Source organism: Aeromicrobium sp. CTD01-1L150 (genome assembly GCF_041951745.1).
Lineage (GTDB): Bacteria > Actinomycetota > Actinomycetes > Propionibacteriales > Nocardioidaceae > Aeromicrobium.
On the sequence record NZ_CP169555.1, the window covers coordinates 2,285,937 to 2,302,314 of the forward strand.

General features: G+C 69.4%; 19 protein-coding genes. 4 read left to right on the forward strand and 15 right to left on the reverse strand.

What is annotated here, in order from left to right; translation table 11 throughout:
- Positions 1-6: 6 nt before the first annotated feature.
- Complete coding sequence (locus tag ACEVFP_RS11245) at positions 7-1,095, reverse strand: WD40/YVTN/BNR-like repeat-containing protein (RefSeq protein ID WP_374999554.1); 1,089 nt, start codon at positions 1,093-1,095, stop codon at positions 7-9.
- A gap of 46 nt (positions 1,096-1,141) precedes the next feature.
- Here ACEVFP_RS11245 and ACEVFP_RS11250 point away from each other — a divergent pair, with 46 nt between their 5' ends.
- The gene (locus tag ACEVFP_RS11250) at positions 1,142-1,705 is read left to right on the forward strand and encodes a PadR family transcriptional regulator (RefSeq protein WP_374999555.1); all 564 of its coding nucleotides are present in this window, start codon (positions 1,142-1,144) and stop codon (positions 1,703-1,705) included.
- Positions 1,706-1,737: 32 nt separating this feature from the next.
- Here ACEVFP_RS11250 and ACEVFP_RS11255 read toward each other — a convergent pair whose 3' ends face one another.
- From ACEVFP_RS11255 to ACEVFP_RS11265, 3 genes are all read right to left on the reverse strand, one after another.
- Positions 1,738-2,361, reverse strand: a complete 624-nt coding sequence (locus ACEVFP_RS11255) for a regulatory protein RecX (RefSeq protein ID WP_374999556.1) — start codon at positions 2,359-2,361, stop codon at positions 1,738-1,740.
- Positions 2,361-3,455: a recombinase RecA gene (gene recA / locus ACEVFP_RS11260; RefSeq protein ID WP_374999557.1), complete on the reverse strand. Its 1,095-nt coding sequence runs from the start codon at positions 3,453-3,455 to the stop codon at positions 2,361-2,363. Before recA ends, ACEVFP_RS11255 begins: the two co-directional genes overlap by 1 nt.
- A 304-nt stretch (positions 3,456-3,759) precedes the next feature.
- Positions 3,760-3,954 carry a DUF3046 domain-containing protein gene (locus tag ACEVFP_RS11265; RefSeq protein WP_374999558.1) on the reverse strand — a complete coding sequence of 65 codons (195 nt, stop codon included), beginning with the start codon at positions 3,952-3,954 and terminating at the stop codon, positions 3,760-3,762.
- Between the two features lie 118 nt (positions 3,955-4,072).
- Between ACEVFP_RS11265 and ACEVFP_RS11270 the strand changes: the two genes are divergently transcribed.
- On the forward strand, positions 4,073-4,840 hold the full coding sequence (locus ACEVFP_RS11270; RefSeq protein WP_374999559.1) for a MerR family transcriptional regulator: 768 nt from the start codon (positions 4,073-4,075) through the stop codon (positions 4,838-4,840).
- 41 nt (positions 4,841-4,881) lie between these two features.
- On the opposite strand, the gene ACEVFP_RS11275 is transcribed toward ACEVFP_RS11270, so the two are convergent.
- The 8 genes from ACEVFP_RS11275 to dapA form a co-directional block, all read right to left on the reverse strand.
- Positions 4,882-5,178 carry a helix-turn-helix domain-containing protein gene (locus ACEVFP_RS11275; protein ID WP_374999560.1) on the reverse strand — a complete coding sequence of 99 codons (297 nt, stop codon included), beginning with the start codon at positions 5,176-5,178 and terminating at the stop codon, positions 4,882-4,884.
- Between the two features lie 52 nt (positions 5,179-5,230).
- Positions 5,231-5,725, reverse strand: coding sequence for a CinA family protein (locus tag ACEVFP_RS11280; RefSeq protein WP_374999561.1), 495 nt, complete (start codon positions 5,723-5,725; stop codon positions 5,231-5,233).
- Positions 5,722-6,327, reverse strand: a complete 606-nt coding sequence (locus tag ACEVFP_RS11285) for a CDP-alcohol phosphatidyltransferase family protein (protein WP_374999562.1) — start codon at positions 6,325-6,327, stop codon at positions 5,722-5,724. Before ACEVFP_RS11285 ends, ACEVFP_RS11280 begins: the two co-directional genes overlap by 4 nt.
- A 42-nt stretch (positions 6,328-6,369) precedes the next feature.
- Positions 6,370-6,831: a hypothetical protein gene (locus ACEVFP_RS11290; protein WP_374999563.1), complete on the reverse strand. Its 462-nt coding sequence runs from the start codon at positions 6,829-6,831 to the stop codon at positions 6,370-6,372.
- An 11-nt stretch (positions 6,832-6,842) separates the two neighbouring features.
- Positions 6,843-9,326 carry a DNA translocase FtsK 4TM domain-containing protein gene (locus tag ACEVFP_RS11295; RefSeq protein ID WP_374999564.1) on the reverse strand — a complete coding sequence of 828 codons (2,484 nt, stop codon included), beginning with the start codon at positions 9,324-9,326 and terminating at the stop codon, positions 6,843-6,845.
- 100 nt (positions 9,327-9,426) lie between these two features.
- Positions 9,427-10,119, reverse strand: a complete 693-nt coding sequence (locus ACEVFP_RS11300) for a sirohydrochlorin chelatase (RefSeq protein ID WP_374999565.1) — start codon at positions 10,117-10,119, stop codon at positions 9,427-9,429.
- A gap of 257 nt (positions 10,120-10,376) precedes the next feature.
- Positions 10,377-12,056 carry a ribonuclease J gene (locus ACEVFP_RS11305; protein WP_374999566.1) on the reverse strand — a complete coding sequence of 560 codons (1,680 nt, stop codon included), beginning with the start codon at positions 12,054-12,056 and terminating at the stop codon, positions 10,377-10,379.
- 6 nt (positions 12,057-12,062) lie between these two features.
- On the reverse strand, positions 12,063-12,977 hold the full coding sequence (dapA, locus tag ACEVFP_RS11310; RefSeq protein ID WP_374999567.1) for a 4-hydroxy-tetrahydrodipicolinate synthase: 915 nt from the start codon (positions 12,975-12,977) through the stop codon (positions 12,063-12,065).
- A gap of 50 nt (positions 12,978-13,027) precedes the next feature.
- On the opposite strand from dapA, the gene ACEVFP_RS11315 reads away from it, so the two are divergent.
- Positions 13,028-13,849 (forward strand): thioesterase family protein, encoded by an 822-nt coding sequence (locus ACEVFP_RS11315; protein ID WP_374999568.1) that lies wholly within the window; start codon positions 13,028-13,030, stop codon positions 13,847-13,849.
- 8 nt (positions 13,850-13,857) lie between these two features.
- Here the strand turns inward: ACEVFP_RS11315 and ACEVFP_RS11320 are convergent, their stop codons facing one another.
- The 3 genes from ACEVFP_RS11320 to ACEVFP_RS11330 all read right to left on the reverse strand — a co-directional run bounded on the left by ACEVFP_RS11320 (position 13,858) and on the right by ACEVFP_RS11330 (position 15,729).
- A complete protein-coding gene (locus tag ACEVFP_RS11320; protein WP_374999569.1) occupies positions 13,858-14,229 on the reverse strand; it encodes a VOC family protein in 372 nt (123 codons plus the stop codon).
- 80 nt (positions 14,230-14,309) lie between these two features.
- Entirely contained in the window at positions 14,310-14,804 is a 495-nt protein-coding gene (locus tag ACEVFP_RS11325; RefSeq protein WP_374999570.1) for a dihydrofolate reductase, read from the reverse strand.
- A 76-nt stretch (positions 14,805-14,880) separates the two neighbouring features.
- Positions 14,881-15,729, reverse strand: a complete 849-nt coding sequence (locus tag ACEVFP_RS11330; RefSeq protein ID WP_374999571.1) for a thymidylate synthase — start codon at positions 15,727-15,729, stop codon at positions 14,881-14,883.
- Between the two features lie 121 nt (positions 15,730-15,850).
- On the opposite strand from ACEVFP_RS11330, the gene ACEVFP_RS11335 reads away from it, so the two are divergent.
- Complete coding sequence (locus tag ACEVFP_RS11335) at positions 15,851-16,348, forward strand: hypothetical protein (protein ID WP_374999572.1); 498 nt, start codon at positions 15,851-15,853, stop codon at positions 16,346-16,348.
- Positions 16,349-16,378 lie beyond the last annotated feature (30 nt).

Here is a 16,378-nt window from a genome sequence, read left to right on the forward strand (position 1 = left end):
GGCTGCTCAGCCCGGCACGTGCGCAGCCCGGACGCACAGCACGTCGGGCAGGTTGGAGCGCGCCTCGACCCACGTGCTGCCCTCGTCGTCGCTGATCCACACCGCACCGTGACGGGTGCCGACGTACAGGCCCAACGGGTCGGCGAGGTCGCTGCAGAAGGCATCACGCAGCACCGCCGTGTGTGCCTGCGGCGGCAGACCCGGTCCGGTCTCGCGCCACGTCTCGCCGGCATCGTCGGAACGCCAGATCGCAGGCTTGCCGCCCGGTGGGAACCGCTCGATGTCGGCCACGAGCGGAAACACGAAGATCGTGCCGGAACGGTGGGGGTGGGTCACGATGGGGAACCCGAAGTCGGCAGGCAGTCCGGCGGCGATGCTGTGCCAGGACCGGCCGGCGTCGTCGGTGCGGTACACGCCGCCGTGATTCTGTGCGTACATCCGGTCGGGGTCTGCGGCGTCCACCGCGATCTTGTGCACGCACTGCCCGTACTCCGGGGTCTCCCCGGGGATGAACTCCGCGCCGATACCGCGGTTGAACGGCCGCCAGGAGACCCCCGCGTCCTCGGTGCGGTACACGCCACCGGTCGACATCGCCACCGTGACAGTCTCGGGATCGGTGGGATGGGGCACGATCGTATGGATGGCCTGCCCTCCCCCGCCGGGCACCCAGGTCGGGCGATGCGGGTGGTCCCACAGGCCACGCACGATCTGGAAGGTCTCGCCGGCGTCGGTGGATCGGAACAGCGCAGACGGCTCGGTCCCGGCGTAGACGACGCCGTCGTCGTGCGGGCTCGGACGTAGTTGCCAGACACGCTCGAGGGCGGCGCCTGAGTCCTCGTCGAAACGGATGGCACCACCGGGAGTCTCCGACCAGGTCTCCCCCAGGTCGTCGGACCTGAACACCTGAGGTCCCCAGTGCGGGCTCGTGGCACCCACCAGCAGGCGTGGGCGCTCCGCGCGCAGATCCACGGCGACTGAGTAGATCTCCTGCATGGCGAACATCGGTGCGTCCCACTGCCACGATCGTCGATCGTCGTAGGAGCGCCCCACGAACAGACCCTTGCGGGTCCCGAGGAGAAGCAGAACCTGACCCATGGCGCCTCCGCCCATCATATTCCTACTCGGAAGGTAGAATAGCCTGATGAGCACCGACCTGTCGATGACGTCATACGCCCTGCTGGGCCTGCTGGCTCTCGATGCCCGGACCCGCGAGGAGGGTCTGACCGGTTATGAGATCAAGCAGCGCGCCGACCGCACGATGCGCTTCTACTGGACGTCCCCCGCGATGAGTCAGATCTACACCGAGCTCGACCGCCTGGCCGAGGCCGACCTGGTGATGTCACAGGACGCGGCCGAGGGCAGGCGCCGGGCACGCCGGTTCACTCTCAGCGAGACCGGACTGGCAACCCTCGAGGAGTGGCTCGCCACCCCGCCGGAGGACCCGATCCCGGTCCTGAAGCATCCGGTGGCCCTGCGGCTCATGCTCGGTGCCATGGCCAGTCCCGAGTCCACGATCGGTGTCCTCGATGACTACCTCGAGCAGCTGTCTCGGCGCCGCGAGGAGCTGCAGCAGGTGCGCGCCCTCCTCGCCGACCGGCACGAAGCTCGCTATCCGGCCCGGGTCGCTCAGTGGGGGCTGTCGTACTTCGACTCCGAGCGGGAGATCGCCGAGCAGCTCCGCAAGGACATCCACGACAACGGCTGAACCCGGCAACGTCGCGGACCGACGCCGCAGCCTCAGAGTGACTCGATGGGCTCCGGCTCGGCGTCCAGCTCGGTCCGGACGACGTCGAAGGCCACCTGCGGCGAGTAGCCCTTGCGCGCCAGCATCCCGGTGAGACGACGGATCCGGGTGGTGTCGTCCAGACCGTGCAGGCTGCGCAGCTTCTTCTGGACCAGGCGGTGCGCCGCCTCTCGCTCCTGCTCGGGGTCGAGATCGGCCAGCACTTCGGTGACAAGGTCGTCGTCGATGCCCTTGCGACGCAGCTCCATGGCCAGGACAGAGCGCGCCGTGCCCTTGCTGCGCTGACGCGACTCCACCCAGGCCCTCGCGAAGCTCTCGTCGTCGATGAGACCAACCTCCTCGAACCTGTCGAGCAACCGATCACCCACCTCGACCGGGACGTGCTTGCGCGCCAGGAACTGGGCGAGCTCGGCTCGGCTGTGATCGCGTTCGGCCAACCGCCGCTGCAGGATCGTCCGAGCCACGGACTCCGTCTTCTCCGTCGCCTGCGGCCCGGCACCCCCGGCAGCGCTCTCTGCCGACCCCGGCCCGGCACTCCCGGCACTCCCGGCACCCCCGGCAGCACCCTCTGCCGCCCCCGGCCCGGCACCCCCGCCGGGGCCTTCGTCCTCCGACATTAGAACTCGGTGGCGGGCAGGTCCCCGCCCTCGGCGAAGCCGTCCTCGGCGGGCTCGTCGAGGACCGGTCCGACGCCGAGGTGCTCCTTGATGCGCTTCTCCAGCTCCTCACCGAGGTCCGGGTTGTCGCGCAGGAACTGGCGGGAGTTCTCCTTGCCCTGGCCGAGCTGGTCGCCCTCGTAGGTGTACCAGGCCCCGGCCTTGCGGACGAAGCCCGCCTCGACCCCGAGGTCGATCAGGCTGCCCTCGCGGCTGATGCCTTGGCCGTACATGATGTCGAACTCGGCCTGCTTGAACGGCGGGGCCATCTTGTTCTTGACCACCTTGACGCGGGTGCGGTTGCCGACCATGTCGGTGCCGTCCTTGAGCGTCTCGATACGACGCACGTCCAGGCGGACCGAGGCATAGAACTTCAGCGCCTTGCCGCCGGTGGTGGTCTCGGGACTTCCGAACATGACCCCGATCTTCTCGCGCAGCTGGTTGATGAAGATGGCCGTGGTGCCCGAGCCGTTGATCGCGCCGGTCATCTTGCGCAGCGCCTGACTCATGAGCCGTGCCTGCAGGCCGACGTGGGAATCGCCCATCTCCCCGTCGATCTCCGCGCGCGGCACGAGGGCGGCCACGGAGTCGATGACGATGATGTCGAGCGCGCCGGAGCGGATCAGCATGTCGGCGATCTCCAACGCCTGCTCGCCGGAGTCCGGCTGGGAGATGAGCAGGGCGTCGGTGTCGACGCCGAGCTTGCGGGCGTAGTCCGGATCGAGGGCGTGCTCGGCATCGACGAACGCCGCCACTCCCCCGGCCTTCTGCGCGTTGGCGACCGCGTGCAGGGCGACCGTGGTCTTGCCGGAGGACTCCGGGCCGTAGACCTCCACGACGCGACCGCGGGGCAGTCCGCCGATACCGAGGGCGACGTCGAGTGCCGGCGCTCCGGTGGGGATGACGTTGACAGGGACCCGTCCGCGCTCACCCAGGCGCATCACGGCGCCCTTGCCGTAGGAACGGTCGATCTGGGCGATGGCGTTGTCGATCGCCTTCTCGCGCTGGTCGACGTCGACGGCCGTGACGGGGGGGTTGGGAGTCTTGGGAGGCATCGGCGAAATCCGTTTCTGCTCGTGGGTGGCCGGTCATCTTCGACGCTACGAGATCCCTCAGACATTCCCGGGCCTCATCGACCCGCCTGTGGATCCGACCTCGTGGGGCGTCAGACCTGTGGATAGTCTAACCCGAACACCTGTTCGATCAGGGGTGCGACACGCCGCCTCCCGACTCGCGCCAGTGGACTACTGCAGGACCGCGGTCCCGCCTGGCGCCAGTCACCCACTGGGGCCCACCTTCCCGCGCGGACCACCGTCCTGTGAAGCTCGGGGCGGTGCCGTCACCTGCGACCACGGGGGCTCAGCGTTCGGACGCGGGGAGCTCCAGCCGCGCATGCACGGCCCGCCAGACCTGCCTGGGCCCGACGCCCGCCTCGAGCGCCTCGAGCGCCGTGCGTCCACCCAGCTCCGCCATCACCTGCGTGTCGGCCCACACCCGCGCATAGCCCGCACCGAGGTGGTGCTCCATCCGCTCCCAGAACTCGCTGTGCCTCATCGCGCACCAGCATGACAGGTGTCCACGACACCCCGACACGTCACACTGGACCTCGCGCTTGACTCTCACGTCACGTGAGGCCCCATCGTGGTCAGCGAGCCCGAACAGGAGGGAACGGATGGAGACGCAGGAGGCCACCCACACGGTCGGACAGCTGGCCCGACTGGCAGGCGTCACGGTGCGCACGCTGCACCACTACGGCGACGTCGGCCTGCTCGAACCGAGCGGGCGCAGCGCTGCTGGCTACCGCTTGTACGACGCTGACGACGTCGATCGGCTGACCCGCATCCTCTACTACCGCGACCTCGGCTTCGGGCTCGACGACGTCGCCGCCCTCCTGGACGGCGACACCGACACCGTCGAGCACCTCCGCCACCAGCACCGGCTGCTCACCGAGCGGTTGGAACGGGTGCGGGCCATGGTGACGTCGGTCGAACGAGAGATGGAGGCACACATGTCAGGTATCAGGCTCACCCCACAGGAGCAGCTCGAGGTCTTCGGCGAGACCTGGGACCCCGCGTACCAGGCCGAGGCCGAGGAGCGTTGGGGCGACACTCCGGCCTGGGAGCAGTCGCAGGAGCGAGTCGCGCACTACACCAAGCAGGACTGGATCGAGGTGAAGGCCGAGACCGACGCTCTCGTCGCCGACGCCGTCGCAGCGTTCGAGGCCGGAGTCCAACCGGGGTCCGACCGCGCCGACGCGGTGGCCGAGCGACACCGCGCGAACCTCAACCGGTTCTACGACGCCGACCACAGCCTGCAGCGCCAAGTGGCCGCGCTGTTCACCGAGGACGAGCGCTTCGCGGCCGAGTACGACCGGCACGCCCCGGGGCTGGCACGTTGGCTCCGCGAGGTGATCGAGGCGAACGCCGACAAGCACACCTGACGACGCATGACGCGCGCCGGCCCGACGGGACCGTGGTCGGGTCAGGCCGCGGAGGCCTCGACGTCGTCCGGCGTGATCGAGGAGACGCTCGCGAGATCCGTGGCCTCCTGGATGGCCAACAGGGTGCTGACGTCGAGCAATACCTTGGACAACGGCACGTCCAAGGCGGTGGCGAGGGCGGACAGGAGCTCAGAGCTGGGCTCCTTCTGCCCACGCTCGACCTCGGAGATGTATCCGAGGCTGACTCGTGCGCGGGCGGAGACGTCGCGCAGCGTCAGACCCTGAGCCAGCCGGCGGGCGCGCAGGATCTCACCGATGAGCTGTCGCATCGTGGTCATCGCGCACCTCCGTCAAACGGGTCTTGCGTCAAACAGGTCATGGGCGTTCAGTTCAACGTCCGTTCACTGGTGTTTCTTCCCCCACCCTATCGATGAGCATCGAGAGCGCAGCGGCGACGGTCCCCTCACGGACCTGCGCACGTCCACCCGCGAGCACAAGACGCTCCACCCGGACGTCGCGCGCGTCCGCCACGGCGACGAACACGGTTCCCACCGGGTGCCCCTCGCTGGGGTCGGGGCCGGCCACCCCGGTGGTGGCGACCGCGAGGGTTGCGCCCGGCACACACGCCAGCGCACCCCGGGCCATCTGACGAGCAGTCTCGGGATCCACCGTGCCCCGTTCGTCCACCACCACGGCATCGACGCCGAGCAGCTCGACCTTGGCCTCGGGCGTGTACGCCACCACGCCACCGACGACGACGTCGGACGCCCCGGCGACGTCCACGAGCGTCGCACAGAGCAGGCCACCGGTCAGCGACTCCGCCGTGGCGACCCGGTGACCACACGACCGCAGCGCGGTGATCGCACACGCGGCCGGGCTGCTCACGCCGCGGACTTCTGCTCCGCACGGAGCCGCCGGGCATCCAGCACGTACTGCGCGGCGGTGTACATCGTGATCGCGAAGGCACCGGCGAAGGCGATGTGTGTAGCCACGAGCAGGACGGTGCTCGCGGTGCCGTCCCACAACTCCAACGGCAACAGGTAGCCGCCGATCGCGAGCGCCTGCAGGGTGGTCTTGATCCGGCCTCCCTGGCTGGCCGGCATGACCCCGTACTTCTTGATGATGAAGCGCATCACGGTGATGCCCCACTCGCGCAGCAGGATCAGGATGACTGCAGCCCAGAACCACCAGGTGCCGAAGATGATCGCCAGGCCCACGAAGGCCATGCCCGTCAGCGCCTTGTCGGCGATGGGGTCGGCCAGCTTGCCGAAGTTCGTCACGAGTCCCCGACTACGTGCGAGGTCACCGTCGATCCGGTCGGTGATCATCAGCAGCGTGAAGGCCACGAACGCCCAGATCCGCATCTCGACGCTCTCACCGCCCTGCGTCAACAGCAGCCATCCGAACACCGGGACGCCGATGATGCGCAGCACCGTGAGGGCGTTGGCGATGTTGAGGTTGCTGGGCTGGGTGTCGGCCGGCTCCATGAGCGCCTTTCGCAGGGTGCAGGTACGTCGTCAGGTGACGTTTCAGTATGCGGCAGCGGCCTGCCGACGCGCCAACTGCACCTCTGCCTCGCCCACCGAGACGGTGGTCGCGAAGCCCAGCGGAGCCCGGTAGATACGTGATCCGTCCGGACTCACCACCTTCAGGCACGGGTCGTGGCGGCCCATGCGCGGCTCCACGTGGATACCGGCCATCTCCCGCCACAGCAGGCCCACCCACTGGCGGCCCGACCGCAGCCGGATGCCGTGCGAGTCCGCCACGAACAACGGGGTGCGCACATCCAGCAGGCCCGGCACGGCGAGCAGGAACAGCAGCGCGAAGAAGCCGCAGCCGACCCAGAGCACCATCTCCTCCAGCCACCAGGCCAGAGCACCGAAACCACCGGCGAGCAGCAGCGGCACGACGGCCGCCAAGACGTACAGCGAGGCCCGGCGACGCACCTCGAAGACGTCGTCCACCGTCTCCTCACCGGTCCACGGCTCCACCGGGCGCCTCCTCATCCGGCCTGGATGGACGCCAGGACGTCCTCGAGGTCATCGGGCTTGATGAGCACGTCGCGCGCCTTGGAACCCTCGCTCGGGCCGACGACGCCGCGGCTCTCCATGATGTCCATGAGGCGGCCCGCCTTGGCGAAGCCGACACGCAGCTTGCGCTGCAGCATCGACGTCGAGCCGAACTGCGTCGTGACGACCAGCTCGACGGCCTGCAGGACGAGGTCGAGGTCGTCACCGATGTCGTCGTCCAGCTCACGGGATGCCTGCTGCGGGGCTGTGACGTCCTCGCGATAGCTCGGCTGCAGCTGCTCCTTGCAGTGCTCGACGATCTCGACGATCTCGGACTCGTTGATCCAGGCGCCCTGCATGCGCATCGCCTTGTTGGCGCCCATCGGAAGGAACAGCCCGTCGCCCTGCCCCACGAGCTTCTCGGCACCGGGCTGGTCCAGGATGACGCGGCTGTCGGCGAGCGAGCTGGTGGCGAAGGCCAGGCGGCTCGGCACGTTGGCCTTGATGAGTCCGGTCACGACATCCACCGACGGCCTTTGCGTGGCCAGCACCAGGTGGATGCCGGCGGCCCGGGCGAGCTGGGTGATCCTGACGACCGAGTCCTCGACGTCACGAGGCGCGACCATCATCAGGTCGGCGAGCTCGTCCACGACGACCAGCAGGTACGGGTACGGCGACAGCTCCCGCTCGCTCCCGGGTGGCGTGGTGAGCTTGCCGGAGCGGACCGCCTTGTTGAAGTCGTCGATGTGGCGGAACCCGAAGTTCGACAGGTCGTCGTAGCGCAGGTCCATCTCGCGCACGACCCACTGCAACGCCTCGGCGGCCTTCTTGGGGTTGGTGATGATCGGCGTGATGAGGTGCGGGACGCCCTCGTAGGCCGTGAGCTCGACGCGCTTGGGGTCGACCATGATCATCCGCACCTCATCGGGCGTGGACCGCATGAGCAGCGAGGCGATCATCGAGTTCACGAAGCTCGACTTGCCCGATCCGGTGGCACCGGCCACCAGCAGGTGCGGCATCTTGGCGAGGTTCGCGACGACGAACCCGCCCTCGACGTCCTTGCCCAGGCCGATGACCATCGGGTGATGGTCACCGCGCGCCTTGCCGGAGCGCAGCACGTCACCGAGGGAGACCATCTCCTTGTCGGTGTTCGGGATCTCGACGCCGATCGCCGACTTGCCGGGGATCGGGCTCAGGATGCGGACCTCGTTGGAGGCCACGGCGTAGGAGATGTTCTTGCTGAGTGCCGTCACCTTCTCGACCTTGACGGCGGGGCCGAGCTCGACCTCGTAGCGCGTGACCGTCGGCCCGCGCGTGTAACCGGTGACCGTGGCGTCGATCTGGAACTGGTCCAGCACCTCGGTGAGCCGCTCCACGACCTCGTCGGAGGCCGCCGAGCGCGCCTTGTGCGGTGTGCCCTCCCGCAGAACGGTGCTGTCGGGGAGCGTGTAGACGATGTCGCCGGACAGTGCCAGTTGCTCCGCGCGCACCGGCAGGGGCTCCATGGGTGGCGGCGTGCTGTCGGCATCGTCAGCCACCACGACGGCCGTCGCGGGCTCGGCCGGGACGTCGTCCTTGCCCGCCGCGCGGCGACGCTTGGCCTCGACCTGCTGCGCATCGTCCGGGCCGTCGACCAGAGGGTTGTCGTAGGGCTCGTCGGCGACGGTCTTGGGGTGACGACGCTTGGTCGTCGTCGCTGTCTCCTCGGGCTCAGGGGTGCGGCCCAGGGCCCGGTCCCTGGCCTGCGCGAAACGGGCGGGCACAGCGTGCAACGGGGTTCCGGTGACGACCAGGAGCCCGAAGAGGACGACGAGCACCAGCAGCGGCGCCACGACGTACGGCGTCTTCAGCAGGTCCATCAGGATGGCGGAGAACAGGAAGCCCAGCGCTCCCCCGGCCTCACGCACGGCGTCCATGTCGTTGGGGCGGGGCACGCCGTGCGAGATGTGGACGAGCCCGAGCACACCGCCGCTGATGGCCGACCATCCGATGACCTGACGGCCGGCGGGACCATTGCGGTCGGGATGACGCAGTGTGCGCCAGGCGACGACGAACAGCAGCAGCGGCAGGGCCCAGGCCAGCATGCCGACGGTCCCGGTGGCAGCCGAACGGATGCCGGCGGCGACCGCGCCGGGGATCTGCCACCAGATCGAGGCGGCGCCCACGATGCCGAGCGCCACGAGGGCGAAGCCGACCCCGTCGCGGCGCTGCTCGGGCTCGAGGTCGGATGCGGAGTGACCGATGCTGCGGGCCACGGCGCCGACGATGCCTGCCACGCCGAGCCAGAATGCGGTGGAGGCCCGCAGGATCCCGCCGCCGATCGCGGCGATCGGTCCGGGACCGTTGCGCTTGCTGGCCGGCCGCTTCTGGGCAGGCTTGCGCTTCGTGCTCGACGAGCTGCGGGAGGCAGGCCCCTTCTTGTTGGCCTGGCTGCCGGACGGCCGCTTGCGCGGCGGGGAAGACGTTCGGGTCGCCATGGCGAAAAGCCTAAAGGAAAGGTCGAGGTTGATGGTGGACCCGCGCCGATGGAGGCGGCCACGTCCACGAGGACAGCCCCGGGCAGGTGCCCCACAAACGTCAGAGGGACGGAGCGCTGACGCCGAGGGCCTGGTGGAACCTGGTGAGCACGAGCGAGGTGATCCGCGGCTCGGGGGCGCCATCCAGCAGCGGAGCGGTCACGACGTCGGCGCCGCACTGCCGCATCCGGTCCGCGGTGCGGCCCGGGGTGAGCACGTAGGAGGCCACGACGACGCGCTGGTGGTCGGCCCGCGCCAGGTTGATGGCATCCCTCAGCGGGACTCCGGGACCACCGACGGCGCCGATGCTCACCGGGCCACCCCACACGGCGCTCACCAGGCGAGCCGCACGCGCGTGTCCGTGGGAGGCAGCATCATGTCGTCCACCGGTCACACCCAGGACGATCGCGTCCTCCTTGCGAGCCCCGGCCTCGATGAGTCGCTGGACGCAGATCTCCGCCAAGCTCCAGTCCGGCCCGAGCGGGCCGGCCACCAGGAGGCCGGAGTCGCCACGAGATGCCAGGACGAGCGCCTCGGACACGTCGCCGTCCTCACCGAGGGTGAGCGGCACGGCCACCCGCACCGGAAGGTCCTCATCGTGTGGCAGCGAGTCGACCGGGGTGTCGCGGACCTGCACCGACGGCGCGTCCCGTCGCACGGCGTTCACCAGGGACCCGAGCGCCGCGCGCTGGACCGGGTCGGCAGTCGCCGCAGAGCAGGCGTACAGCACCTCTCCCGTCATGTGAACCGACACAGCCCGCGTCCTCCCTCGGACGGCCGACGCGGCCGGCAAGGTCCGTGCGCAACATCCCTCGCCGACCGCGGCCGGTGTCCCACCGGTTCGGCCCCGCGCCGAACATGCCTCGAACCTAGGAACCGGGTGTTTCACCGTCGCCAAGACCAGGTTTCGAGTGCGTAACGGATTGGGTTCCAGCGGCCTTCCGATCGCAGGCTTCCCCGGCGATGAACGCGGAGGCGCCGCGACCTGCTGGGAACCAGGACGGCCCGAACTCAGGCCTGCAGGATGATCGGGATGATCATGGGCCGACGACGCAGCTTGCGGCCGGCGAAGGAGCCGACGATGCGTCGCACCACCTGCTGCAGCTGCTTGGTGTCGTGCGTGCCCTCGGCGAGCGCCTCCTCGAGGGCGTCGACGATGCGCGGGGTGACCTCGCCGAAGACCGCCTCGTCCTCGGCCAGACCGCGTGCGTGCACCTCCGGCCCGGTGATGATCTTGCCCGTGGTGGAGTCGATCACCGTCACGATCGAGATGAAGCCCTCGTCGCGCAGGATCCGCCGGTCCTTCAGCTCGGAGTCGGTGATCTCCCCGACGGACGAACCATCCACGTAGACGTAGCCACAGTCGACCGCCCCGACGATGGACGCGTGGCCGTCGACGAGGTCGACCACGTAGCCATCCTCGGCGAGCAGGACGTTGGGGACGCCGGTCTTGGTGGCCAGCGCTCCGTTGGCGTGCAGGTGGCGGATCTCCCCGTGCACCGGCATCACGTTGGTGGGTCGCACGATGTTGTAGCAGTAGAGCAGCTCGCCCGCGGAGGCGTGACCCGAGACGTGGACCAGGGCGTTGCCCTTGTGCACGACCCGTGCGCCGAGCTTGGTGAGGCCGTCGATCACCCGGTAGATGGCGTTCTCGTTGCCCGGGATCAGGGACGAGGCCATGAGCACCGTGTCGCCGGGCTCCAAACTGACCTGCTGGTGGCTGCGGTTGGCGATCCGCGACAGTGCAGCCATGGGCTCGCCCTGCGACCCGGTGGACATCAGCACCATCTTCTCCGGAGGCGCAGCGTCGATCTTGTCCACCACCACCCCGTCGGGCACGTGCAGGTAGCCGAGCTCCCGCGCGATCTGCATGTTGCGCACCATCGAGCGTCCGACGTAGGCCACCTTGCGGCCGTGCTTGGCAGCAGCGTCGAGCACCTGTTGGACCCGGTGGATGTGGGAGGCGAAGGAAGCCACGATGATGCGCTGGGTGCTGGTGGCGAAGACAGTGTCGATGGCCGGGGTGATGTCGCGCTCGGCGACCGTGAAGCCCGGAACCTCGGCGTTGGTGGAGTCGGTGAGAAAAAGATCCACCCCGGCTTCTCCAAGACGAGCAAACGCCCTCAAGTCCGTGATGCGCCCGTCGAGCGGCAGCTGATCCATCTTGAAGTCGCCGGTGTGCAGGGCGACCCCTGCCGGCGTCGTGATGGCGACGGCCAAGGCATCGGGGATCGAGTGGTTGACCGCCACGAACTCGCAGGAGAACGGCCCGAACTCCAGGACATCGCCCTCGGACACCTCGTGGCGCGGGGCCTCCTTGAGCCGGTGCTCGCGCAGCTTGGGATCCACCAGGGCGAGGGTCAGCTTGGACCCGACGACTGGAATGTCGCCCCGCTCGCGCAGCAGGAACGGGACACCGCCGATGTGGTCCTCATGACCATGGGTCAGCACGACGGCGACGACGTCGTCGAGGCGGTCCCGGATCGGTCCGAAGTCCGGGAGGATCAGGTCGACGCCCGGGTGGTTCTCCTCCGGGAACAGGACACCGCAGTCCACGATGAGCAGCTTGCCGCCAAACTCGAAGACAGTCATGTTGCGGCCGACCTCGCCCAGCCCGCCGAGCGGGGTGACGCGCAGGGCGTCGGGGGCCAGCGGTCCGGGCTCGGGCAGCTCGGTGTGCATGTGGCTCATGTGGCCTCAGTTCGTGAGTAGTCCCGCGGTCTCCAGCGCGTGTCGCACGATCGCGACCTCGTCGTCGGTGGCCGCGAGGAGTGGACCACGCAGCGTACGGTGCTCGATGACGCCGAGCAGCTGAAGCGCTGCCTTGGACGTGATCGCACCCTGCGTGTGGGTCATGATGGCGCGCACCACCGGCAGCAGCCGGTCGTTGATCGCGCGCGCGGTGTGCAGGTCGCCTGCATCGATCGCCGCCACCATGTCGGCGTACTGGCGACCCGCGACGTGCCCCACCACGCTCACCACGCCGCTGGCTCCCAGAGCCAGCCAGGAGAAGTTGAGCGCGTCGTCGCCGGAGTACAGACGGATGCCGACCTCACCCATGAGCCATGCGCCGCGCTCGAGGTCGCCGACGGCGTCCTTGACGGCGACCACCAACGGGTTGGCGACCAGCTCCGCATAGGTGGGCTCGGCGATCTGCACGCCGGTACGGCCGGGAATGTCGTACAGCAGGACGGGGACGTCCTCACCGGCACGGCTCACCTCGGTGACGTGCTGGACGATGCCGGACTGCGGCGGCTTGCTGTAGTACGGGGTGACCACGAGCAGGCCGTGCGCCCCGGCCTTGCGAGCCTGCTGGGCGAGCTCGACGCTGTGGCGGGTGTCGTTGGTGCCGACGCCGGCGACGACACTGGCTCGGTCGCCGACCGCCTCGAGGACGGCCGCGAGCAGCCGAGCGTCCTCGGCGCCGGTCGTGGTGGGCGACTCACCCGTGGTCCCGCTGACGACGAGGCCGTCGTTGCCGTGGTCGACCAGGTGGCTGGCCACCCGCTGCGCCGCGCCCAGGTCGAGGACACCGTCGGCAGTGAACGGGGTGACCATGGCGGTCAGGACCCGGCCGAACGGCGCGGCCTCGGAAGCGAGCGGAGAGGTCATGGACCGAGGCTATCGCGAGTTGTGTCCCAGCAGCGGTGCAGGATGGACTCATGCCCGACAACCAAGTCTCCGACCACGAGCTCGATCGCGCCATCGCCACCACTGTCGGGGCCGACGGCAGCCGCCACCTGACGTTGACGGCGGACTGGAACACGCCCAACGGCACCGCGAACGGTGGCTACGTGCTGGCCATCCTCATGCGTGCGGTGCTCGACGTGGCCGTCGAGACCGCACCGGCCCACCCGGACCCGCTGACCGTCTCGGTCAGCTACCTCAAGCCGCCGACGCCCGGCCCGGCGCAGGTCACGGTCCGCGGCCTGCGCACCGGCCGCCGGGTCTCCGTGCACGAGGCAACGCTCCTGCAGGGCGAGCGCCCCGTCGCCCAGGCCATCATCTCCCTGCACGACTGGGACGCTGCCGGCGACGTGCACCACACCCCGCACCAAGCCCCCGACGTGCCCGCTCCTGCCGACTGCCACGACCTCGCCGCAGCGATCCCGGCAGGCACGGTCCCCATCGCTGATCGCTACGAGGTGCGCTCCCCCACGGTCCCCGGATGGTTGTCCGGACAGCCCAGCGGAACCCCGGAGGCGACGGTCTGGGTGCGTCCCCAGGACGGGCGCCGTATCGACGCCATCGCGGCCGCGGCGATCGTCGACGGCTACCCGCCGGTGACCGCCGAGCTCGGCCTGCTGGCCTCGGCCACCGTGCAACTGACCGTCCACCTGCGACGCAGGCCCGAGACCGACTGGTCACTCATGCACGTGACCACCCGGCACGTCGTCGACGGCTACCACGACGAGGACGTCGAGCTGTGGGACTCAGCCGGGAACCTCATCGCCCAGTCACGTCAGCTGGCGATCCTGTCCTGAACAAGGGATCAGTCCTGCGGTACCTCGGTGACGCCCTCGTAGAGCCCCAGGACGTTGCCGTCGGGATCCTCGACGACCGCCCACCAGCTGGTGTCGGTGATGGGTGACTTCTCCTCGAGCACGCGCCCGCCGTTCTCGGCGACGACGGCGAGCGTGTCGTCGATGGAGTCCACCTCCACGACCGAGCGCGGCTGGGTGAAGCCGCCCCCGCGTGGCGCCAGAGCCCCGCCGCTGATGCCGTTGGGGGCACGCCACATGGGGTACCCCTCAAACCCCGGAGGCTCCTCGATCGTCCAGCCGAACAGCGCGGCGTAGAACTGCCGGCCACGTTTGAGGTCGGAGACCGGGATCTCCAGGTGGGTGATGTCGCCGTGTGCCATGTCCGCTCCTGTCGTGGGTGCCAGTCTGTGCCTCGGCGCCGTCGCGGTCAATGGAGCGAGGACGTCAGCGGCCGGACCACTCAGCCCCGCTCGTACGTGACGATGTCGAACGGAGTGCGCTCGGGCTCAGGGCCGACGTGCTGGACCCGGCCCACCTCGCGCCACCTCTGCCAGTCGATGCTCGGGAAGTGAGTGTCGCCCTCGGGCGAGGCGGCCACCCGCGTGACGGAGAGCAGGTCGACGAGGTCGCGCTCCAGCGCCTCTGAGTAGACCTGCGCTCCCCCGACCACGAACACCTCGTCGTCGAGCGCACCCGCACGAGCCAGGGCATCGTCCAGGCTCGGAGCCGTCTCGACACCGTCGACGTGCCACCCACGTTGACGTGTGAGGACGATCGTGGTCCGGCCCGGCAGCGGCCGCCCGATCGACTCGAACGTCGTGCGGCCCATGACCATCGGATGGCCGAGCGTCAGCTGCTTGAAGTGCGCGAGGTCCTCCGGCAGCCGCCACGGCAGCGAGCCGTCGACCCCGATGACCCCGTTGGCGCCGACCGCCGCGACGAGGGTGACGGTCATGCGGCCGCTCCCGTCAAGCAACCACCGCATGGGGGTGGCCGCACGACGTCCTGGATGTTCACTCGCTGGCGCTCGCTCATACGGCGATCGGGGCCTTGATCGCCGGGTGGGGATCGTAGCCGGCCACCTTGACCGAGTCGAGCGTGAAGTCGTCGATCCTCGTGACCGACGGGTCGAGCCACAGCTCCGGCAACGGACGAGGATCACGTGTGAGCTGCTCGCGCGCCTGGTCGAGGTGGTTCAGGTAGAGGTGGGCGTCACCGATCGTGTGCACGAAGTCACCGACCTGCAGACCCGTCACCTGGGCCACCATGTGCGTCAGCAGCGCGTAGGAGGCGATGTTGAACGGCACGCCGAGGAAGACGTCGGCCGAGCGCTGGTACAGCTGGCAGGAGAGCCGGCCCGGGCCAGTGCCGCCGCCGGTTCCTTCTGCCGCCCCCTGCCCGGCATCCACGCCGGGGGCCACGTAGAACTGGAAGAACGCGTGACAGGGAGCAAGAGCCATCTGATCGAGGTCCGCGACGTTCCACGCGCTGACGATGTGGCGGCGCGAGTCCGGATCGGACTTGAGCGCCTCGATGACACCGGCGAGCTGGTCGATCGTCTCCCCCGTGGGCGTCGGCCAGGACCGCCACTGGTGCCCGTAGACAGGGCCGAGATCACCGTGGTCGTCGGCCCACTCGTCCCAGATCGTGACACCGTTCTCGCGCAGGTACCCAGTGTTGGTGTCACCAGCGACGAACCACAACAGCTCGGCGATGACCGACCTCAGATGGACCTTCTTGGTGGTCACGACGGGAAAGCCCTCGGACAGGTCGAAACGCATCTGGTGCCCGAACACGCTGCGGGTGCCGGTGCCCGTACGGTCGCCCTTCTCGACGCCTTCGTCGAGGATTCGCTGGACGAGATCGAGATAGGCGCGCATGACCCCAGACTACCAACGGACCAGGGGAAGACCCTGGACCTTCCGCCGGCCCGGCACCCCCGCTCCGCCCGTCGCCGCCCACGGCCCGGCGCCCCCGCCGGGCTGTGGGAAACTCGGCCTCATGATCCCCGCCGAGTACGACTCCTCCCCCAAGGAGATCCGCAGCTTCGCCGCCCTGCAGGTGGTCATCACGGCGGTGTTCCTCATCGCCCTGTTCCTCATCCTCGGAGGGGTCTCGGCGCCCCGGCCTCCGTGGTGGGCCATGCTGGCGCTGCTGGTTCCCGTGGCCATCGCAGCATGGTTCGCCGAACGTGTCTGGACGAGGACGCCGAGCCTCGACCCCGAGACCGACGAAGAAGAGCAACGCCGCCGGGCGGTGGCGATCTTCGCCGGCCAGACCGTTCGCCGGCTGGCGATCTGCCAGGTGCCGGTGATCCTCACCATCCTGGTGACGTTCGTGGCCCCCTGGGGCGCGTGGCCGCTCGTGGTCGCCGCCGTCCCGGCCGTCGCCCTGCTGGCCTGGGAGACCACCCCGACCCTGCACAGCACGTCGCTCACCGAGGTGCTCCTGGACGCCGACGGCGCCCAGTCCGGACTCGTCGAGGCGTTCAAACGATGAGCGAGCGCCAGCGAGCGAACCATCAGCATC